The sequence below is a fragment of the Variovorax sp. 54 genome, assembly GCF_002754375.1.
In the GTDB taxonomy this organism is placed as follows: domain Bacteria; phylum Pseudomonadota; class Gammaproteobacteria; order Burkholderiales; family Burkholderiaceae_C; genus Variovorax.
Window position 1 is genome coordinate 4,409,355 of record NZ_PEFF01000001.1, and the last position, 18,015, is coordinate 4,427,369.

The window sequence follows — 18,015 nt, forward strand, 5'->3', positions numbered from 1 at the left end:
ATCCCGATTCACGCGAAAGGCCTGTCATGTCGCTTTCTTCCCGTCCGCACCGCCGCAGCAGCGGCGCCGGTTTTGTCCACCCGCTGTCGAGTGAGATCACGCCGCGCGCGGCCTACGAGGGCCGGCGCGACCTGCTCAAGCTGATGGCCGGCGGCGCCGCGGGCGCGGCGCTCGCCACCTTCGCCGGGCGGGAGGCCTTTGCCCAGGCGACCGGCCCGCACAAGCTGGCCTTGCTGCCGGGCGCCAAGTCGGCCGTGCCGGGCGCGCAGACCATGGAAAAGCTCACCGACTACAAGGACGCGAGCAGCTACAACAACTACTACGAGTTCGGCGTCGACAAGGGCGATCCGGTGAAGAACGCCGGCACCCTCAAGACGCGGCCGTGGACCGTGGAGGTCGAGGGGCTGGTCAAGAAGCCGGGCAAGTACGGCATCGAAGACCTGCTCAAGCTCAGCGCGCAGGAAGAGCGCATCTACCGCCTGCGCTGTGTCGAGGGCTGGTCGATGGTGATCCCGTGGGTCGGCTACTCGCTGGCCGAGCTCATCAAGAAGGTCGAGCCGCAGGGCAATGCCAAGTTCATCGAGTTCGTGACCCTGGCCGACCCGAAGACCATGCCCTTCGTCGGCTCGCGCGTGCTCGACTGGCCCTACACCGAAGGCCTGCGCATGGACGAGGCGATGCACCCACTCACCTTGCTGGCCTTCGGCATGTACGGCGAGGTGCTGCCCAACCAGAACGGCGCGCCGGTGCGGCTCGTGGTGCCGTGGAAGTACGGCTTCAAGTCGGCCAAGTCGATCGTCAAGATCCGCTTTGTCGAGAAGGAGCCGAGCACCGCCTGGAACAAGGCGGCGGCGCAGGAGTACGGCTTCTATTCGAACGTGAACCCGAATGTCGACCACCCGCGTTGGAGCCAGGCGACCGAGCGCCGCATCGGCGACGGCGGCGGGCTGTTCGCCAAGCGCAACAAGACGCTGATGTTCAACGGCTACGAAGCCCAGGTCGGCCAGCTGTATGCGGGCATGGACCTGAAGAAGAACTACTGAGCGCGCGGAGCGGCCCGGTCTTCGTCCCATGAACAAGCTGCTCATGCATCCGGCGACCAAGCCGGTCATCTTCCTGCTGTGCCTGCTGCCGTTCGCGTGGCTGGCCTATGGCGTGGTCGTCGAACAATTGGGACCCAATCCTCAGGAGTACCTGATCCGCGCGACCGGCGACTGGACGCTGCGTTTCATCTGCATCGTGCTGGCGGTGACGCCGTTGCGTGTCATGAGCAAATGGAACGCGCTCGCGCGCTTTCGCCGCATGCTGGGCCTGTTCGCGTACTTCTACGTCGTGCTGCACCTGCTGTGCTACAGCGGGTTCGACCAAGGCTTCGAGTGGGGCGAGATCGCCAAGGACATCGCGAAGCGGCCGTTCATCCTCGTGGGGTTCTCGGCCTTCGTGCTGCTGACGCCGCTGGCCGCCACCTCATTCAACCGCGCGATCAAGGCCCTGGGCGCGAAGCGCTGGCAGCTGCTGCACAAGCTGGTCTACGTGATCGCGGGGCTCGGGCTGTTGCACTTCTTCTGGATGCGCGCGGGCAAGAACAACTTCGCCGAAGTGTTCGTCTACGCCGCGATCATCGGGGTGCTGCTGGCGTGGCGTGTCTGGAATTTCGCGCGCAAGCGCCAGGCCAAGCCCGCCGTGGCTGCGCGCAGCAGCGAGAAGCCGCTGCGCACCGGCTGAGACCGGATCAGCCGTCGATCTCGGCGCGCAGCTGGTCTTCCATCGTCTCGCGGCGGCGGATCAGCTTCGCTGTGGCGCCGCTCACCAGAACCTCGGCGGCACGGCCGCGCGTGTTGTAGTTGCTGGCCATGCTCATGCAGTACGCACCCGCCGACAGCACGGCCAGCAGGTCGCCGGCCACCACGTTGAGCGCGCGGTCGCGGCCGATCCAGTCGCCGCTTTCGCAGACCGGGCCCACCACGTCGTAGGTCGGCGCATCGCCGGTGCGCTCGCGCAGCGGCACGATCTTCTGGAAAGCCTGGTACATCGCGGGGCGCGGCAGGTCGTTCATGGCCGCGTCGACGATGCAGAAATTCTTGTCTTCGCCGGGCTTCGTGTAGAGCACCTCGGTCACGCACACGCCGGCATTGCCGACCAGCGAGCGGCCGGGCTCGATCACCAGCTTGCGCTGGCCGAAGCCGCGCGCGTCGAGCTTGGCCAGCAGCTGCTGCCACAGCGCATCGGCCTTGGGCGGCACTTCGCCGTTGTAGTCGATGCCCAGGCCGCCGCCGAAGTCCAGGTGATGGATCGGCACGCCCGCCGTCTCGATGGCTTCCACCAGGTCGAGCACGCGGTCGCAGGCGTCCAGGTAGGGCGAGGCTTCGGTGATCTGCGAGCCGATGTGGCAGTCGATGCCGACCACCTCGAGACCCGGCAGCCGGGCGGCGTGCTGGTAGGCCTGCACCGCGCGGTCGTGCGCGATGCCGAACTTGTTGCCCTTGAGGCCCGTGGAGATGTAGGGATGCGTCTTCGGGTCGACGTTCGGATTGATGCGGATGCTGATCGGTGCGCGCGTGTTCTCGGCCAGCGCCACCTCGTTGAGCACGTCGAGCTCGGCCTCGCTCTCGACGTTGAAGCAGGCGATGCCGGCCGCCAGGGCCTGGCGCATCTCGGCGCGCGTCTTGCCGACGCCCGAGAAGATGATCTTCTTGGGATCGGCGCCCACCGCCAGCACGCGCGACAGCTCGCCGCCCGAGACGATGTCGAAACCGCAGCCGGCCTCGGCGAACACGCGCAGCACGCCGAGCGACGAGTTGGCCTTCATCGCGTAGCAGATCAGCGCTTCGCGGCCCTCGAAGCCGCGCTGGTAGGCGGCCAGGGCGTCGAGCATCCACTGCTTCGAATAGACGAACAGCGGCGTGCCGTGCGTGCGCGCCAGCGCGTCGAGCGCGACGCCCTCGACGTGCAGGGCGCCGTCGCGTTGGGCGATGTGGGGGTGGCCGGGCAGGGGGGTGTTCGTCGTCATTTCTGGGGGGAGGTGGGGGCGCTGCTCGCTGCGGCGGGCTTGGGGGCCGCTTCGTCGGAGGCTTTGGAGGAGCCGCCGGGCGTGAGCAATTGGGGCAAGGTGGCGCGCTGGGCGGCCGCCGGATCGGTCGGCAGGAAGAGCGCACCGCGCTGTCCGCACGCCGCAAGGCCGGCCGCGCTGGCGGCAAGGCAGACCATGAGCGCGGTGCGGGCGCGAGCGCTCACTAGAATTTGGCGAACATTCAACATGCTGAAATTGTACTTTTCGACACTGCAGGGCAGACCTCGATCTATGCGTGCATGGTTTTCGGCGAGTCTTCGACATTTCGACTGGGTGCCCAGCCTCTAGCGAAGGCGGCAAAACACCGAGCGACCCAAGCTCGAACGGAGTAAGTGCGAGTGTCCTGCGCCCACATCAGCACACGCAAGGGAGTCCCCCGTCAGATCAGCTTTTCGAGCTTGGAAGCAAGAATGCCAAGAGCGATATTCGAAGCAGCAGCAATAAAAAACTTCCAAACAACCCCTCTTTTCTTCTTCTCAAAGTCGGAAATTAGATTTTCATCCCCTTTGTTGAGTTTTAAATAGGAAAGCGTGGGGTAGCAATCAATCGCATCTTCTAGGGCCCGACCCGCTGCCGCCATCAGGTTGATGACGATAATTCCGCACCCACCATAAATGACGAAAAATCTTGCCAAGGTAACAAGATTGGATGGCTCTGAAAATAAATCAGGAATTGCTTTCCATGCAAATGCCGTGACAAGAATTGCACCCACGGTCTTTGCTATAGAAGGAATGGTATACGACCATTTGGTAAGAAAGCCCTGCGACTGATTTTTTGGGGTTTTCTTGCAGCCCTTTATCCATTCGTCAAATGCCTCTAGATATCCTCTTGCGACTACGTAATCGGCATAGTCGACTGATATCTCGGCAGTGCTCTCGCCCACAAAACCCAAAAGCCTCCCTCTCATAAAAGGCGGTGCCTGCTCCTCCAGTTGCCGGATGAAGGCAATTCGCGAAGTCAACCGAACATTGACCACATACTCTTGCGGATGATCCAAGCCGGCAGGTATTAGAGAGAAGTTGTACTTTAAAACAACACTCACGCAATGATTTGGCGAATTGGTGTTGTAAGCCTTGAATCGATCAAAAGAGGTAAAAACCTCTTTTCGGTCCTTGTCATGAAATACGGAAATAATTTCATTCTTGGCAACAATGTGGTGAATGTCGCAAAGCTGAAATATTTTGTGATTTAATTGCTCGATGTCGGAAAATTCAATCAGTAAATTTTCTGAGTATTGTTTTTTTATTTGTTCCGTCCGGCCTGTAATTTGATGGTAGAAATCCTGATAGGTCTTTAGCGAGATGACTTCATTTGAAGCCCCCATTCTGACTGTTCGATTGATTCGACCATTGCCGTTGCTATTGTGTTCTATTAAGCCAGACATACGAGGGTGAAAATATTAAAGGCCCGCGGGGCGGGTAGGTTGGAAATCGATGGTTACATGAGGGGCGGCGGGCTGTCCATGCTACGAACCCTTCTGCGGCAAAAAATGTGCGTAGCTCGACGGGTTTTGTAGTGAATGAGTCGTTCGATTGATGAAGCCCTATCGAAGGTACCGAGTTGAAAGCAATCCAGCCCGGCACAGCGGCCCGCGCACTGCACCCAGCCCAACGCCCAGCATCTGGGCAATCTGCGGAACGGTGTAGAACCCAGAGCGATACATTTCGACCACTCCGGCCTCATCCTCGCTCCCCAGCACCCGAGGCCTTCCCCACACTTGACCACGAGCTCGGGCCGCAATCTGCCCGGCCAGGCAGCGATCGCGAATCAGCGCGCGCTCGAACTCCGCGAACGATCCCAACATCTGCATGAATAGGCGCCCCACGGGCGTCTCTGTCTCGATAGGCTCAGTCAGTGACCGAAACCCCGCAGAGCGAGCCTCAAGATGCGCAAAAACGCTCAGCAGGTGGACCAGCGAACGCGCAAGACGATCCATCTTGTAGACCACCAACGTATCGCCCGGACCAATCCTCTGAAGCACATCCTCGAGCACAGGACGCTTCTTCACCGCAGATCGCTTTTCCTCGACAACGTAGCTCACGCCTGCCCTCAGAAATGCCTCGTATTGAATCGACGTGTTTTGATCCGCAGTAGATACCCGCGCGTATCCAATCAGCACCAGTAGCCCTCCCGTCCTCTTGAAGCTTTTGTAAGCACTTGTAGACTAGCCCAAAGGAGAAGAACGTGCGACCAGATCACCAATTCGAAGCATGGGCAATGCAGCTGCAGCGAGACGCCCAAATCTTCATCGCCATCAACCTCATTGCCGGAATTGCAGTGCTGGCTCTCATGTGCTGGGGCATCGCTTGGTCAATCAGCGTAGTGCGTCGCTGGGAGCAACGCGAAGAAGCAAAGCTTCGAGCCTTCCAGCGATTCGTCGCCAACATGAGCCCGAAGGAATCCCCAAATACCGACTATTTCCGCGCCGACTAGCGAACCGGTAACGAAACTCGAATCTCTCTCGGCGATACCAGCGCACCCGCACACCTCGAACGCGCTCAAATCGCGCGACTCACTACATAGAAAAAACAGCCGGCGATCTACTGCGGCTGTGTGGTGAAGGACCACTTTGAGCCGGGCTGGACGCGAGGCGTCGCCCCACCTTCCGCGATAGGAGCCACAGGAGCGCTCGGAGCAGTGGGGATGCCCCCACCTATCAAGACGAGGCCCGGGGACGCGCTGGCGACCATCTGCGCAGACTCCGGTGTCTTCGGCGATTGAATCTGCCGACCCACGCCCAGCCGATCCTCGCCTTCCGGTTGGAACGCAAGGAAAGCTCCATGCGCCACGAGCTGACGACACATCATCAGATCGACAGGGTAGGGCGTCGCATCCTGCGTGTAGCACTTGCACCCCTTACTCGCCATTTCCACACACGCAGCAGGCACAGGAACGCGCTTAGGCGTGGTCAAGCCATCGTAGGCCGGAGCGGTGTGCATCAGCCCCGGAATCCGCGGCTGATAACTCGCGATGTACTCCGAAGGGGTCTTCACCTGCACGACTGCACCGCCAGCGGCCGAGCCGCGCTGCGCCGAATCTGCTTTCGCCCCCGACTTCTTCGAAGGCTCATCGCCGCCGACGCGCGAGAACCCGCGCATGAACAAAATTGGGATCAACACGACCGCCGCAAGGATGAACCACACCCGCCACGGAATGCGTTTCTTGCCGGTGTGGATCGTGGCCGAGTCATACCACTTGTAGACGTCACTCGGATATGGCCGAGTCTTCGTGTCGGCATTCTTGGCACTACCGAACTTGTGGCACTCCAGCTCGACTGCATCCCACTGGTGAAAGTTTGCGACCGGCATCGCGCCGCCCAAACGCTTGATGTGTTGATGCCAACCCGGAGCCTGCACCAGATTGCGCACGAAGCTATCGACATTCTTGGGATGCTGGGTCAGCAGGAAAAAATCAAAGCCGCGTGAGCGATGCTCTGTAAGCCGCTGAATGTGACTCGGTGGCCGCTGGCTCGCTGGTCGTCCTGGCAGATCGTAGTGGCACTCATCGATGAGGAAGATGGTGCCGTCCTCTTGCGCTTCCCAATCCTCGAAGCGAACCTTCTTCCACCCGAACTCTTCGAGCTTCTCGGGCTTGATATTGCAGTAGGGCTCATTTGGCTTCTTCGGGTCATTCGCCGGGCGAATGTTGATGCACACCGGACGCCCGCTTTCCAGCTGAAGCGCGCGAACGTCCTTCAGCGTGAGCAGCGTTTTGCCCGAGCCATTCCCACCAGTGCGAAGGTAGAACATGGCTTACAGCTTGAAGAAGCGCTTGACCACAAGCGCACCGGCAGCGTTTCGAATCATGGTCATGCTCATGCGCGCGACCATGGCGCTTGTCACGATGTTGATGAACACACCAACCTTTGCGAACCCGAGCGCGCCGATGACTTCCGCAGGCAAGCCGCCGAGCGCCTGCATAGCCTGCTGCTTTAAAAAAGTGAGGCTGATATCCATGCCCGTATACGTGGCAACACCGATGCCGAGGCCGACCAACACCTGAACAGCGAGCGATCCTGCGACGTAGCGCAGGCCACCGAAAAAGGCCGCAAGGACCCAAGGAAGAAATGCAGGCATGGTCAGCCCCTTACGACGATACGTGCCGCGAGCAACGAGCCAACGACAACGAGGATGTTTCCCAGGATCTCAAGCCACGGGCAGACGACGGAAAGGGGAATCACGATGCTGCGCCCCCAGATAGATACGTTGCGATCACGGAAGCACTGCTGTGATCCGATCGCGCTGGAGTAATCGAAATCGCTGGGCCCAATCGTGTAATCACGCTTCGATCCTTCAGGCAGGTCGCCAGTTTGATCGCCGCCCTGCTTGCCCTTCGCGAGCATCGCGTCATAGGCGCGCGTCTCGTCGGTCGCATCAGGCTTCTTCTCAAAGAACTCGCAATTGCGCCTGTACTGCTCCTCTGCCATCGCGTTCAACACAGCGTCATCGCTCACTGCTTTAAAACCACCGGCGCATGCCCCACCAAAACTGGTATCAGCCCCATCGCCGTCGCACTGCTTGTCCTTGGAATTTTTCTCGCAAAAGCCAGACTGAGCTTCCGACGAAGTACCACTGGTCGTTCCGGTACACGTCCTGCGAGTCTGACCATTCACCGTCTTCGTACCGGGAGTCTGACCACTGGGACACGCATCGTTGCCGGGCGCATTCGTCGTCACATTGGTGACATTTGTCGTTGTCGTGCACTGCCCCTCTGCGCACTTTGTCGTGCCAGTCCTAGTGCTCGTGGTCGAGCTTCCATCACTGTTATTTGTCGTGCTATCGCCGTTCCCAGGAGCATCAGCGACCTGAGGACGATCAGTGCCGACAGGCTTACACATACTCGTTCCGTTGAAAGTGCCAGGAGCCTGCCCCACAGGGCAAGGCGCTGGCGCAGCCGTTCCCGGCGCAGGCTGATCCGGTGCTTTTGGTGGCATACCAACAGGGGGCGTCGATGGCATCGGATCGCTCGCGCTATCGCCAGTCCCACCGGGACCGCTTTGAGAACACTTCGAAGGCGCGGCGGCAGTACTGCCCGTATAGAACCCCTCACCAGAACACCGCCACCAACCGCCCTCCGCCTGACCGCACAGAGCCGTGCGAGACGGAACAGTCACCACGCACAAGCCGTTGCCCGCCGACTGATATTTGTCACAGACGCTAAAACCCACTTTCGCGGGCAAGCCGTTGTCATCGCCGGTGTCTTTCCACCAAACACCAGCTGACTGCCCCTTCAAAGCCAAGCAAGGGTCCGGCGGCGCCTCGCACGCTGTATGCGCAGCGTTCTCCACATAGGGCGCTGTGCACTGACACCCGCCAGCAACCTGAGCGCTATTGGCCGGGCAAGTCAAACCGCCCTTGACCGCATAGCCATTGGCGTTGTGCGTGAAAAGCGCACCAGTCGACTTATTGGTCAAGTCCGCATAGCACTGCCAAGAGTTGCCGCTGCTTCCGAACGGTGCGTTGCCCACATACACGGCGGAATAGGGACCACTCTGCGTGTTGTAAAAACTTTGAAAAGCAGTGCATGCACCATCGACCGTCGGGTAAGCAGTCCCACCGATGAAACCACCATCAGAAGCGGTTCCCGGCATATACCCGCTGGCCTGCGGGACAAGAGCGCTTGCCGACAGCGACAGTCCCAGCAATACGAAGGCAACGATCAGACGGAGAAGATGAGCCATGCCGCCCCCAAGATCGCGATGATGACGAACAGACCCATGTGACTTGCCCTCTGCGAAGCACTCGACGCGAGCACTTTGAAGAAGCCCCCGGGTGATCAAGCCGGGGTCCCGCGATCAACCGACCGTGATCACTTGAGGGAGCGACGCACCCAGACGAGGGCAGCGATGGTCAACACCACCAACAGGATCGCGCCGCCGATCTCCACGATGGGCGAATCGACACCGCTGTACTCGGCGATCTTGGCAACCACAGCCGAGACGTCGATGGCTGCACGTGCCGGAAGAACCGACAGCGCACCAGCGCCGACCACGACAGGCGCAAGACTGCGCTTCACATAGCTCGCAAACTTCTTCATGACTCTGTTTCCTCTTTTGATGCTCCGGATTGACGAACAGCGACGATCACTTGCCGGATGCACCAAGCAATCGCCCACACGCCCAAAATTGCGAGCGCGATTTCTTCTCCCTGCTCAGGCGTTAACTGAAGCAACGGAATTGAGAGTTCGTGCACCACCGTGACGGTGCACGCGGAGGCGCATTCGATGACGATCGGGTCAGCCACGGCTAAACCTCATCGACCCAATCACCGCGCCGAATGGCTTCACGACGATTGCGTGCAGCGATGCGCGAATGCGCTGCTGCCCAACGCCGAGCGCGCCGCTCGAATGCCTCCGCACGTTCAACGAACGGAGCACGTGCACCGCGACGACGCAACCAGTCCACACCGACCTGCATGAGCGTTCCGAAGAGAAATCCACCGACGTAGCCAGTCACGCCGGACACGAACGCCGTGATCGAAACAACTTGGAACAGGACCTTCATGTCCTCGGGTGTCAATGTCACGATGCGGCTCCTATCACCGCACGTATGCACGGCACTTTCGAGTGATCGCGACGGCGCGCACGATCGATGCGAACACGACGCTCAGCCGACTCGCCGGACCACCACGCGAGAGCGCAGAAGCCAAGCCCGAAGAGCAGACCGGTGAGCGCCGCAGCCATCAGATGTTCAGCTGTGAACATCACGACTCCAGCTGATAGCAACGGAACACAACCGCTTCACCGCCGCAGTGGTCCTGCACAGCATCAGCTGCTGCATCCGCACTAGTGAACGGCGTAGCGTTGGTAATGAGCGGCGTGTAATCCACACCGCCCTCGCCATCGGCACGCAGGAACGAGTGATCCTCTGTGCCTTGGACGTAGTAACGTGGTGCGACTTGCATGGCCGTGTACCGGAAACGAAATGCGGATTGCGCTTCCGAATACCCTTGGTGCGTCAGGCCGCTTTGTTGGCCGCACGGGCCACAGGCTTGAGGGCATGCATGACGGTCTTCGTCAGCTTGCCGTTCGTGACGATCTCCATTTCAGCCTCGGCCTCGAACGGAAACGGCAGGTGCTTGTACTTCGAGAATTCATCGCTGGTGCCCAGATTGAATTCCGAACTGGCCATGCCCTTCGCAGTGCCCTTGGACGCGTCAAGATCGACCAGTGCGTAAACCTTGGTGGAGTCGTAGCCGTTGCCGTTCTCCAGCGTGCCCTTGCTGGACTTCATGCCCACAACGTGGATGACTTGATTGAACTTCATGGTGATTTCCTTTAACCGGCTGAATCAAAGAACCGCGAGGGCCGGAACCTCGGGATTTGTGTACTTGCGCAGCGCCTCGGCGATTCCGTGCTGCATGGTGTGGTGATTGAGGCCGCGCAGCGAACGCGGCACGCGGCGGTTCTGTTCTTCAAGAACGAGGCCGACAAGCCAGCCCTCATCGGGCATCACCTTCGTGATTTGCACGAGGGTCGGCGCAACAACGCGGCGCACCCATGCAATGCAGCGCTCAGCACTTGCCTCGGCAACCTTGGTCGCCGTGGGCACACGAACAGCAATGTGGTGATTGCACAGCCAGTTGGTGGCCTCGTAGGCCCCCGCGTAGAACTGCGCGGGCTCGATGACTGCATCCCACGGAATGACGCGGTTGACGTTGCGCAGCTCGACTTCTCCGCGCAGCCACTTCGAGGACAGGTCGCCGAAGGCATGGCCCTTTTCGTAGCCGCGAAAGAGCTTGCCGCTTTCACGCAAGCCGACTTGAAACGTGCGCGAGTCGCCGGGCTTGAAAAGCGTCACAGCCGCGATCTTGCGAAAGTCGATACGGTCGAGCTTCACGCTGGTGAAGTCATCAGCATCGTCGTCATCGATGCCGATCCATGCGCCATGGCAGTTGTGCTTAGGCCTGCGATTGCGGTAGCTGAAGCCGTGAGCCTTGTAGAGCCCGACCAGCTCGCTGATATCGACCTCACCCTCGAAAAAATCTTTCGCCAGGTCGATGCGGGTGATCGTCGGCGCAAACTCGCCGAAGTACTCGTGGACACGCTTCTCCCAGCCCGGTAGAGCGTAGGTGCAACCCTCGCCCTTCACAGTCACGCAGATCGTGCCGCGCTGCGATTCGCCGCCCGCTGATACGCTCGCCACTTCATGGCCGAAAGCGTTGTCTATGGTCGTCGTGAACTCGTAGTAGTCACGACCCGGACGATCTACGCCGACGACAAAGCCGAGCAGCTGGGCGAAGACGTGCGCGAACCAGCGAGCCAGATTCTGGTCATCGGTGTCACCGGGAACCTTGCGGGTATGCGGCACATTGGCGCGCTTGAACGTGAAGCGGAAGTAATCAACGATCACTCCAGACTGAGCAACAGCGGCGACTTGCCGACCTTGGGTCAACACCTTCACGCGGTTGCCTTCGAGAACCAGCTTTTCGTCAACCGCCATTGCCCACCTCATCAACTTCGTTGTTTACCCCCGTGTTACTCGGGGGGGTATGAATACCGAGCGCCGCCGCGTCGGCGCCGGGCAAGCCCTGTCGCGCGACGCTGGCGTCGCCGGTCGTCGCAGCACAGCCCTCGCATCGGCGGTCGCAACGGTCGGCGAGGTAGAGGCATTGCAGGAGGCATGCGCCATCGAGTGCGGGCGCGTCCTGCGGACCGGGCTCTTGCCCTTCGGGTTGAGCCACCGGGTACGGCGTCTCAATCGCTTGCGCGACTAACGATCCCTCGCGCTTCAGGGGGATCACACGCTGCTGGCGGGCTACGTCTCTTCGAGCCGCAGCGATAGGCAGGCCGTGGCTGCACGCCACGGAGCAGCCGCTTAGCAAAGAAGGGGGCGAGGCGAGGGACCAGTCACGTAGCGCGCGCTGCACCGCCTCATAGGCCGTAATCGAGGTCATAGGCGACCCTGCTGACCTTCCAGGCGCAAGCACGCGACCATGGCGCGGTCGGGCTGCACACCGCGACGAACGAAGGCCGCGCAGACGGCAGCATCGTCGCGGTACTGAACCGAGACATTGGCCGAGCCGTCGCGAATAGCGGGAGGAATCGGCGCGGTGATCGCCGCACGTGCGCGGCGCTTCCATTCGAGCTTTTCGGCGGCGGTCATCGCACACACGGCGCGTTCAGCAGACAGTTCCAGTAGCCGTAGACGATCCCCGAGGCGATGCCAGCAGCGAGCGCAATCCCGATGCCACACAGAGCCCGATACGCCCAACGGTCGAAAGGCGTTTCATGTTGGCTGTCGTTCGCGCTCATTGCAGCCCCTTGGAGCCGTAGAGGCCGACCTGCTTCCAGTTGCGATTCGTCAGCGCGAAACGAGTAATAGACCGCAGCACATCGGCCTCAGAGCAGCCGAGTTCGCTGGCAATACCAGCAATGGTCTGCTTGATCTTGGGATCGTCTGTGAACTCGATACGGCCCTTCGCGGCACGATGCGCGCGGACCTTGGCGGCGTTATCGACGTGAATGGCTGGACGACCAACAGCAGCGCGAACGATGCTCATGCTGCCACCTGCAAACGAACCAAGGTCTCAACGAGATGCCCCTCGATCACCATCGCCGGCTTGGGCCGCCCCGCGAACTTGTAGACCCTCGGCCCCTCATCGCAATGAGCAACAACCGCCCAGCGATCGCACGAACCGACAAACCCGGCAGCACCCCAACGCCGCACCGCAGCACGCGATACAGCCTCAATTCGGCGATCACGAAGGGAGCACGCCCTCGACCCCGACGAGGCCGGAGCCGCCATGGCCTTGACCTCCTCGGTTTGGACGGCCGAGGGCGCGCAATCGAGGAAATCAGCATCGCGCTCAGCGTGCCGTTTCGCGAAGGCGGAAAAAGAGATTTGGTGCATGGCGGCTCCGGTGGCAGAATTACTAGACCTGCTAACGCTTAGCAAAGTTGCTAACGTAAGAGGATATTAGCAAAGGTGCTATCTATGAGCCAATTGAATATTCTTATCGAGCAAGCAGCATCGATAGCTGGAAGCGAATACAAGCTCGCTCAGGTGCTGGGCATGCAGCAGCCAACGATCAGTGCGTGGAAGAGTGGGAAGCGGGCATGCAGCCCGACGGACCGCGCAGCACTAGCCGATATCGCGGGGAAGGACCCGGCAGCCGAGGCGCTAGAAGGCGTAATCGCAGGGATCGACCTGGACACACCAAAAGGACAGCGAGCAAAGGCGGCGCTTACGAAAGCGCTTGCCCGGATTCAAAAACTGTAATGACCGACACCGAGTACATGGACCACGCCGAGGCGGCACTTGCCGCCATCGAGCAGGGCTGCGACCGCATCAACGACGCGACCGACGCCGACATCGACAACCAGCGGGTCGGCGGAATGATCACGATGTCGTTCCAGAACGGCAGCCAATTGATCGTGAACCTGCAGAAGCCGCTGCATGAAATCTGGCTGGCGGCACGCTCCGGCGGCTACCACTACCGGCACGACGGCCGGGTGTGGGTGGACACCAAGACCGGCGAGGAGTTCTTCGGCAACCTCTCCCGTGAGGCGACCCTGCAGGCGGGGCTGCCGCTGGTGTTCGCGGCGGCCTGAGCCGCCGCTTCCCGCCGCTTTCCTTCTTTTTTGATCAGTTCCTGAACAGGTCGAGGATGCGGTTGCGCTCCTCGGGCGGCGCGGGCGCGCTGATCGCCGGGCCACTCAGGGCTTCCGCAGGGGCCACCGGCGCAGAAGACTCCACGCCCAGGCTCGACACGCCGCGGCCTGGCGCGTAGTCGTCGTAGTACCACTCGCCGCCGACGGTCACGATGCCCGAGGGCGGCGTGGTCGACAGGTCGGTCACAGGCACGCCCTTGAGGGCGGTTTCCATGTAGTTGATCCAGATCGGCAGGCTCAGGCCGCCGCCGGTTTCGCGGTCGCCCAGGTTGCGCGGCGTGTCGTAGCCGATCCACGAGATCGCCGTCATGGTGGGCTGGAAGCCTGCGAACCAGGCGTCGAGCGAGTCGTTGGTGGTGCCGGTCTTGCCGTAGAGGTCGGGTCGCTTGAGCATCGCCTGCGCCTTTGCGGCCGTGCCGGCGCGCGTGATGGACTGCAGCAGCGTGTCCATGATGAAGGCGTTGCGCTGCGGGATGGCGCGCGACGTTTCATTCAGCAGCGGCGGCTGGACGTCGACCAGCACGCGGTCTTTGTGGTCGGTGATGCGGGTCACGAGGTACGGATTCACGCGGTAGCCGCCGTTGGCGAACACCGAGTAGCCCACCGCCATCTGCATCGGCGTGACGGCACCGGCGCCCAGTGCCATCGGCAGGTAGGCGGGGTGCTTGTCCTTGTCGAAGCCGAAGTTGGTGATCCAGTCTTGCGCGTAGCGCGTGCCGATGGATTGCAGGATGCGGATCGACACGAGGTTGCGCGACTTCATCAGCGCCGTGCGCATCGACATCGGACCGTCGAAGCCGCCGCCGTAGTTCTTGGGTTCCCAGGGCTGGCCGCCGGTGGTGCCGGCGTCGAAGAACAGCGGGCCGTCATTGATGACCGTGGCAGGGGTGAAGCCCTTTTCGAGCGCCGCCGAGTAAATGAAAGGCTTGAAGCTCGAGCCCGGCTGGCGCCAGGCCTGTGTGACGTGGTTGAACTTGTTCTTGCCGAAGTCGAAGCCGCCGACCAGCGCCTTGATGGCGCCGTCGCGCGGGTCCATGGCGACGAACGCGCCTTCGACCTCGGGCAGTTGGGTGATTTCCCAGGTGTTCTTGGGCGTCTTCGCGACGCGGATCACGGCGCCGCGGCGGATCTTGATGTTGGGCGGTGCCTTGTCCGACAGGCCGGACTGCGCAGGCTTGAGGCCGTCGCCGGTGATCTGCACGGCATCGCCGTTGGCCCGGATGGCCTGGATTTCCTTGGGCGTGGCCTTGAGCACCACGGCCGCCATCACGTCGCCGTTGTCGGGGTGGTCGTTCAGCACGTCGTCCACCGCTTCGTCGAGCTCCTTGGGGTCGTTCGGCAGGTCGATGAACTTCTCGGGGCCGCGGTACACCTGACGGCGTTCGTAGTCCATGATGCCCTTGCGCAGCGCCTTGTAGGCAGCCGCCTGGTCGGCCGCGACCAGCGAGGTGTAGACCTTGAGGCCGCGCGTGTAGGTGCTGTCGCCGTATTGCGCGTACATCAGCTGGCGCACGGTTTCGGCGACGTACTCGGCGTGCAGGCGGTTCGGATCGGCAGCGTCGCGCAGGTGCAGCTGTTCTTTCTTGGCCTCGGCCGCCTGCTCGGCGGTGATGAAACCGGCTTCCTGCATGCGGTCGATCACGTAGAACTGGCGTCCACGTGCGCGCTGCGGGTTGTTGACCGGGTTGTTCGCCCCGGGTGCCTTCGGCAGGCCGGCGAGCATGGCGGCCTCGGCGATCGTCATCTCGGACAGGGGCTTGCCGAAATAGGCTTCGGAGGCGGCTGCGAAACCGTAGGCGCGGTTTCCGAGGTAGATCTGGTTCAGGTAGATCTCGAAGATCTGGTCCTTGCTGAGCATGTGCTCCAGCTTGAAGGTCAGCAGCACTTCGTAGATCTTGCGCGTCAGCGTCTTCTCGGAGCTCAGGTAGACGTTGCGAGCCACCTGCATGGTGATGGTCGACGCGCCCTGGCTCTTCACGCGATTCAGATTCGCCAGGCCGGCGCGAACCAGGCCCTTGTAGTCGACCCCGCCGTGGTCATAGAAGCGGCTGTCTTCGGCGGCGAGGACGGCGTCCTTCACGACCTTGGGGATCGCGGCAATGGGGGTGAGGTTGCGTCGTTCTTCCCCGAATTCGCCGATCTGCGTGCCTTCGGCGGAGAAGACGCGCAGCGGCAGCTTGGGGCGGTAATCGGAAAGCTCAGAGATGTCCGGCAGGTTGGGATAGGCCACTGCCAGGGCCACGGCCACCACGCACAGGATGGAAAGCAGGCCCGCCGCAGCGATGCCCGCGCCCCAGAACACGAAACGCAACAGCCATTTCAGCCAGAAGGGGCGTTCGGGGGAGGGGTCTTGGCGCGCCCCTTGGGGCTGGAAGTTTCTTGCATGGGGGCCCGGAGAGTCACCGGACATTATAAAAAGCCGCCCCCTCGGCGCCTGCTGATCTTTGTTACCTCGCGCATTCCCTCTCCTGGGGCTAAGCAGAAAGTTACAGAATGCGGCTTTGACGTCACGTTTTGACAACGGTTGTCGGTTCCGGGCTTTCTGCACGCTTGGTGGGCGCTGTGCCTGCTGCTAGCATGCAACCGAACGCATATTTTTCCATTGGTTACAAATAACAGGGGGAGAGGGACCTAACTTGGCTGCTCTTGGATCATTGTTTCGTCGTCAGAATGCCCCCCTGCTGGGACTGGATGTCAGTTCGTCCAGCGTAAAGCTGGTGGAGCTCGGCCGCGAGGCCAGCGGCAAGCTGGTTCTGGAGCGCTGCGCCATCGAGCCGCTCGAACGCGGCTGGATCACCGACGGCAACGTCGAAAAATTCGACGAAGTCGCCGAAGCCGTGCGCCGTGTGGTGCGCAAGAGCGGCACCAAGACCCGCAACGTCGCGCTGGCGCTGCCGCCCTCGGCGGTCATCACCAAGAAGATCATTCTTCCGGGCGGCATGAGCGAGCAGGAGCTCGAGATCCAGGTCGAGTCCGAAGCCAACCAGTACATCCCGTTCTCGCTCGATGAAGTGAGTCTCGACTTCTGCGTGACGGGTCCGAGCACGACGTCCGTTGGCGACGTTGAGGTGCTGATCGCCGCCTCCCGCAAAGAGAAGGTGCAGGACCGCGAAGGCCTGGCGGAAGCCGCCGGCCTCAAGGCGATGATTCTTGATGTCGAGTCATACGCCTCTCGGCTGGCCACGGCGCGCCTGATCGAGCAGCTTCCCGGCAAGGGCGTGGACGCCATCGTGGCGCTGTTCGAGGTGGGCGCCTTCACGACCAGCATGCAGGTGCTGCGCAACCAGGAAGTGCTGTACGACCGCGACCAGGCTTTCGGCGGCGCACAACTTAGCCAGTTGATCGTGCGCCAGTACGGTTTCTCCGCTGAAGAGGCCGAGGCCAAGAAGCGCAGCGGCGACCTGCCCGACGACTACGGCTCGGGCGTGCTCAAGCCCTTCGTCGAAAGCATCGCGCAGGAAATCGCGCGCGCGCTCCAGTTCTTCTTCACCAGCACGCCGCACAACCGCGTCGACTACGTGCTGCTCGCGGGTGGATCGTCGTCGCTGCCGGGGTTGACGAATGCCGTGACCCGCCAGACCTCGTTCGCCTGCTCGCTCGTGAATCCGTTCGACGGTATGGACTTCGGCCCCAGCATTCGCGAGAAGAAGGTTCGCCGTGAAGCGCCTTCCTATCTGACCTCGTGCGGCCTGGCCATGCGGAGGTTCCTGCAGTGATCCTGATCAATCTGCTCCCACACCGCGAAGCCGCGCGCAAGCGCCGCCGCGAGGCCTTCTACGGCACCCTGGGCGCCGCCGCGCTGCTTGGCGTTCTGATCGCCGGCCTGGGCTACCTCTGGTTCGAAGCCCAGATTTCCGCGCAACGTTCGAAGAACGGTTTTCTGCAGGCCGAGATCAAGAAACTCGAAGTCGAGATCAAGGAAATCTCGACGCTGCAGGACGAAATCGCGGCCCTTCGCGCGCGCCAACTGGCTGTGGAAGACCTGCAAGGCGACCGCAATCTGCCAGTGCACCTGCTCAACGAGCTTGTCCGGCAATTGCCCGACGGCGTCTATCTCACCAGCATGAAGCAGGACAACCAGACCGTGACCCTGCAAGGCATGGCGCAGTCGAACGAACGCGTGTCGGAATTACTGCGCAACCTCGGCAACAACAGCCCCTGGCTGGTGAAGCCCGAGCTGGTCGAAATCACCTCGACCAACGTGAACCTGAGCCAGCGCGACCAGCGCCGTGTGGCGAACTTCACGATGCGCATCGGCCTCAAGCGGCCCACCGATGCCCAGAAGGCGGAGGCCGACAAAGCCCTGGCCGCCAAGGCACAGGCGAAGGGGTAAC

24 protein-coding genes are annotated in these 18,015 nt (G+C 61.6%); 7 read left to right on the forward strand and 17 right to left on the reverse strand.

Features of this window, described 5'->3' with window-relative positions:
* Positions 1 to 26: 26 nt before the first annotated feature.
* Both msrP and CLU95_RS20315 read left to right on the forward strand, forming a co-directional pair.
* Positions 27 to 1,043 carry a protein-methionine-sulfoxide reductase catalytic subunit MsrP gene (gene msrP / locus CLU95_RS20310; protein WP_099795265.1) on the forward strand — a complete coding sequence of 339 codons (1,017 nt, stop codon included), beginning with the start codon at positions 27 to 29 and terminating at the stop codon, positions 1,041 to 1,043.
* Between the two features lie 28 nt (positions 1,044 to 1,071).
* Positions 1,072 to 1,725: a sulfite oxidase heme-binding subunit YedZ gene (locus CLU95_RS20315; protein ID WP_099795266.1), complete on the forward strand. Its 654-nt coding sequence runs from the start codon at positions 1,072 to 1,074 to the stop codon at positions 1,723 to 1,725.
* Positions 1,726 to 1,732: 7 nt separating this feature from the next.
* Here CLU95_RS20315 and lysA read toward each other — a convergent pair whose 3' ends face one another.
* From lysA to CLU95_RS20330, 4 genes are all read right to left on the reverse strand, one after another.
* Positions 1,733 to 3,010 (reverse strand): diaminopimelate decarboxylase, encoded by a 1,278-nt coding sequence (gene lysA / locus CLU95_RS20320; protein WP_099795267.1) that lies wholly within the window; start codon positions 3,008 to 3,010, stop codon positions 1,733 to 1,735.
* On the reverse strand, positions 3,007 to 3,258 hold the full coding sequence (gene lptM, locus CLU95_RS20325) for an LPS translocon maturation chaperone LptM (protein WP_099795268.1): 252 nt from the start codon (positions 3,256 to 3,258) through the stop codon (positions 3,007 to 3,009). The genes lysA and lptM overlap by 4 nt, the downstream gene beginning before the upstream one ends.
* 191 nt (positions 3,259 to 3,449) lie before the next feature.
* Entirely contained in the window at positions 3,450 to 4,394 is a 945-nt protein-coding gene (locus tag CLU95_RS30675; protein WP_143606020.1) for a hypothetical protein, read from the reverse strand.
* Between the two features lie 219 nt (positions 4,395 to 4,613).
* The gene (locus CLU95_RS20330; protein ID WP_306512874.1) at positions 4,614 to 5,189 is read right to left on the reverse strand and encodes a recombinase family protein; all 576 of its coding nucleotides are present in this window, start codon (positions 5,187 to 5,189) and stop codon (positions 4,614 to 4,616) included.
* A 65-nt stretch (positions 5,190 to 5,254) separates the two neighbouring features.
* On the opposite strand from CLU95_RS20330, the gene CLU95_RS20335 reads away from it, so the two are divergent.
* Positions 5,255 to 5,503, forward strand: coding sequence for a hypothetical protein (locus tag CLU95_RS20335; RefSeq protein ID WP_143606021.1), 249 nt, complete (start codon positions 5,255 to 5,257; stop codon positions 5,501 to 5,503).
* Between the two features lie 107 nt (positions 5,504 to 5,610).
* On the opposite strand, the gene CLU95_RS20340 is transcribed toward CLU95_RS20335, so the two are convergent.
* From CLU95_RS20340 to CLU95_RS20385, 12 genes are all read right to left on the reverse strand, one after another.
* Positions 5,611 to 6,819: a zonular occludens toxin domain-containing protein gene (locus CLU95_RS20340; protein WP_099795271.1), complete on the reverse strand. Its 1,209-nt coding sequence runs from the start codon at positions 6,817 to 6,819 to the stop codon at positions 5,611 to 5,613.
* 3 nt (positions 6,820 to 6,822) lie between these two features.
* Positions 6,823 to 7,146 carry a DUF2523 domain-containing protein gene (locus tag CLU95_RS20345; protein ID WP_099795272.1) on the reverse strand — a complete coding sequence of 108 codons (324 nt, stop codon included), beginning with the start codon at positions 7,144 to 7,146 and terminating at the stop codon, positions 6,823 to 6,825.
* Positions 7,147 to 7,148: 2 nt separating this feature from the next.
* Positions 7,149 to 8,750: a hypothetical protein gene (locus tag CLU95_RS30680; RefSeq protein ID WP_143606022.1), complete on the reverse strand. Its 1,602-nt coding sequence runs from the start codon at positions 8,748 to 8,750 to the stop codon at positions 7,149 to 7,151.
* A gap of 128 nt (positions 8,751 to 8,878) precedes the next feature.
* Positions 8,879 to 9,106 (reverse strand): major capsid protein, encoded by a 228-nt coding sequence (locus CLU95_RS20355; RefSeq protein ID WP_099795274.1) that lies wholly within the window; start codon positions 9,104 to 9,106, stop codon positions 8,879 to 8,881.
* Entirely contained in the window at positions 9,103 to 9,312 is a 210-nt protein-coding gene (locus tag CLU95_RS30685) for a hypothetical protein (RefSeq protein ID WP_143606023.1), read from the reverse strand. Before CLU95_RS30685 ends, CLU95_RS20355 begins: the two co-directional genes overlap by 4 nt.
* Positions 9,313 to 9,314: 2 nt before the next feature.
* Complete coding sequence (locus CLU95_RS30690; protein ID WP_143606024.1) at positions 9,315 to 9,593, reverse strand: hypothetical protein; 279 nt, start codon at positions 9,591 to 9,593, stop codon at positions 9,315 to 9,317.
* 178 nt (positions 9,594 to 9,771) lie between these two features.
* A complete protein-coding gene (locus tag CLU95_RS30695; RefSeq protein ID WP_143606025.1) occupies positions 9,772 to 9,972 on the reverse strand; it encodes a hypothetical protein in 201 nt (66 codons plus the stop codon).
* A 53-nt stretch (positions 9,973 to 10,025) separates the two neighbouring features.
* Positions 10,026 to 10,334, reverse strand: coding sequence for a hypothetical protein (locus CLU95_RS20360; protein WP_099795275.1), 309 nt, complete (start codon positions 10,332 to 10,334; stop codon positions 10,026 to 10,028).
* A gap of 24 nt (positions 10,335 to 10,358) precedes the next feature.
* On the reverse strand, positions 10,359 to 11,510 hold the full coding sequence (locus CLU95_RS20365) for a replication initiation factor domain-containing protein (RefSeq protein WP_099795276.1): 1,152 nt from the start codon (positions 11,508 to 11,510) through the stop codon (positions 10,359 to 10,361).
* A 450-nt stretch (positions 11,511 to 11,960) separates the two neighbouring features.
* Complete coding sequence (locus tag CLU95_RS20375) at positions 11,961 to 12,173, reverse strand: hypothetical protein (RefSeq protein ID WP_099795278.1); 213 nt, start codon at positions 12,171 to 12,173, stop codon at positions 11,961 to 11,963.
* A gap of 145 nt (positions 12,174 to 12,318) precedes the next feature.
* Entirely contained in the window at positions 12,319 to 12,570 is a 252-nt protein-coding gene (locus tag CLU95_RS20380) for a hypothetical protein (RefSeq protein WP_099795279.1), read from the reverse strand.
* Positions 12,567 to 12,920 carry a hypothetical protein gene (locus CLU95_RS20385; protein WP_099795280.1) on the reverse strand — a complete coding sequence of 118 codons (354 nt, stop codon included), beginning with the start codon at positions 12,918 to 12,920 and terminating at the stop codon, positions 12,567 to 12,569. Before CLU95_RS20385 ends, CLU95_RS20380 begins: the two co-directional genes overlap by 4 nt.
* An 84-nt stretch (positions 12,921 to 13,004) precedes the next feature.
* On the opposite strand from CLU95_RS20385, the gene CLU95_RS20390 reads away from it, so the two are divergent.
* Both CLU95_RS20390 and cyaY read left to right on the forward strand, forming a co-directional pair.
* On the forward strand, positions 13,005 to 13,289 hold the full coding sequence (locus CLU95_RS20390; protein ID WP_099795281.1) for a helix-turn-helix domain-containing protein: 285 nt from the start codon (positions 13,005 to 13,007) through the stop codon (positions 13,287 to 13,289).
* Positions 13,289 to 13,621 (forward strand): iron donor protein CyaY, encoded by a 333-nt coding sequence (cyaY, locus tag CLU95_RS20395; protein WP_099795282.1) that lies wholly within the window; start codon positions 13,289 to 13,291, stop codon positions 13,619 to 13,621. Before CLU95_RS20390 ends, cyaY begins: the two co-directional genes overlap by 1 nt.
* Positions 13,622 to 13,655: 34 nt before the next feature.
* On the opposite strand, the gene CLU95_RS20400 is transcribed toward cyaY, so the two are convergent.
* Positions 13,656 to 16,091, reverse strand: a complete 2,436-nt coding sequence (locus CLU95_RS20400) for a penicillin-binding protein 1A (protein WP_441351512.1) — start codon at positions 16,089 to 16,091, stop codon at positions 13,656 to 13,658.
* A 226-nt stretch (positions 16,092 to 16,317) separates the two neighbouring features.
* On the opposite strand from CLU95_RS20400, the gene CLU95_RS20405 reads away from it, so the two are divergent.
* Together CLU95_RS20405 and CLU95_RS20410 are read left to right on the forward strand one after the other, a co-directional pair.
* On the forward strand, positions 16,318 to 17,397 hold the full coding sequence (locus CLU95_RS20405) for a pilus assembly protein PilM (protein WP_062471776.1): 1,080 nt from the start codon (positions 16,318 to 16,320) through the stop codon (positions 17,395 to 17,397).
* Positions 17,394 to 18,014: a PilN domain-containing protein gene (locus CLU95_RS20410; RefSeq protein WP_099795283.1), complete on the forward strand. Its 621-nt coding sequence runs from the start codon at positions 17,394 to 17,396 to the stop codon at positions 18,012 to 18,014. Before CLU95_RS20405 ends, CLU95_RS20410 begins: the two co-directional genes overlap by 4 nt.
* Position 18,015: the final 1 nt, after the last annotated feature.

Excerpts from the sequence above, each read along its gene's own strand:
- msrP (WP_099795265.1), top strand. The coding sequence starts at position 27 with ATGTCGCTTTCTTCCCGTCCGCACCGCCGCAGCAGCGGCGCCGGTTTT.
- CLU95_RS20315 (WP_099795266.1), top strand. The coding sequence starts at position 1,072 with ATGAACAAGCTGCTCATGCATCCGGCGACCAAGCCGGTCATCTTCCTG.
- lysA (WP_099795267.1), bottom strand. The coding sequence starts at position 3,010 with ATGACGACGAACACCCCCCTGCCCGGCCACCCCCACATCGCCCAACGC.
- lptM (WP_099795268.1), bottom strand. The coding sequence starts at position 3,258 with ATGTTGAATGTTCGCCAAATTCTAGTGAGCGCTCGCGCCCGCACCGCG.
- CLU95_RS30675 (WP_143606020.1), bottom strand. The coding sequence starts at position 4,394 with ATGGGGGCTTCAAATGAAGTCATCTCGCTAAAGACCTATCAGGATTTC.
- CLU95_RS20340 (WP_099795271.1), bottom strand. The coding sequence starts at position 6,819 with ATGTTCTACCTTCGCACTGGTGGGAATGGCTCGGGCAAAACGCTGCTC.
- CLU95_RS20345 (WP_099795272.1), bottom strand. The coding sequence starts at position 7,146 with ATGCCTGCATTTCTTCCTTGGGTCCTTGCGGCCTTTTTCGGTGGCCTG.
- CLU95_RS30680 (WP_143606022.1), bottom strand. The coding sequence starts at position 8,750 with ATGGCTCATCTTCTCCGTCTGATCGTTGCCTTCGTATTGCTGGGACTG.
- CLU95_RS20355 (WP_099795274.1), bottom strand. The coding sequence starts at position 9,106 with ATGAAGAAGTTTGCGAGCTATGTGAAGCGCAGTCTTGCGCCTGTCGTG.
- CLU95_RS30695 (WP_143606025.1), bottom strand. The coding sequence starts at position 9,972 with ATGCAAGTCGCACCACGTTACTACGTCCAAGGCACAGAGGATCACTCG.
- CLU95_RS20360 (WP_099795275.1), bottom strand. The coding sequence starts at position 10,334 with ATGAAGTTCAATCAAGTCATCCACGTTGTGGGCATGAAGTCCAGCAAG.
- CLU95_RS20365 (WP_099795276.1), bottom strand. The coding sequence starts at position 11,510 with ATGGCGGTTGACGAAAAGCTGGTTCTCGAAGGCAACCGCGTGAAGGTG.
- CLU95_RS20375 (WP_099795278.1), bottom strand. The coding sequence starts at position 12,173 with ATGACCGCCGCCGAAAAGCTCGAATGGAAGCGCCGCGCACGTGCGGCG.
- CLU95_RS20380 (WP_099795279.1), bottom strand. The coding sequence starts at position 12,570 with ATGAGCATCGTTCGCGCTGCTGTTGGTCGTCCAGCCATTCACGTCGAT.
- CLU95_RS20385 (WP_099795280.1), bottom strand. The coding sequence starts at position 12,920 with ATGCACCAAATCTCTTTTTCCGCCTTCGCGAAACGGCACGCTGAGCGC.
- CLU95_RS20390 (WP_099795281.1), top strand. The coding sequence starts at position 13,005 with ATGAGCCAATTGAATATTCTTATCGAGCAAGCAGCATCGATAGCTGGA.
- cyaY (WP_099795282.1), top strand. The coding sequence starts at position 13,289 with ATGACCGACACCGAGTACATGGACCACGCCGAGGCGGCACTTGCCGCC.
- CLU95_RS20400 (WP_441351512.1), bottom strand. The coding sequence starts at position 16,091 with ATGTCCGGTGACTCTCCGGGCCCCCATGCAAGAAACTTCCAGCCCCAA.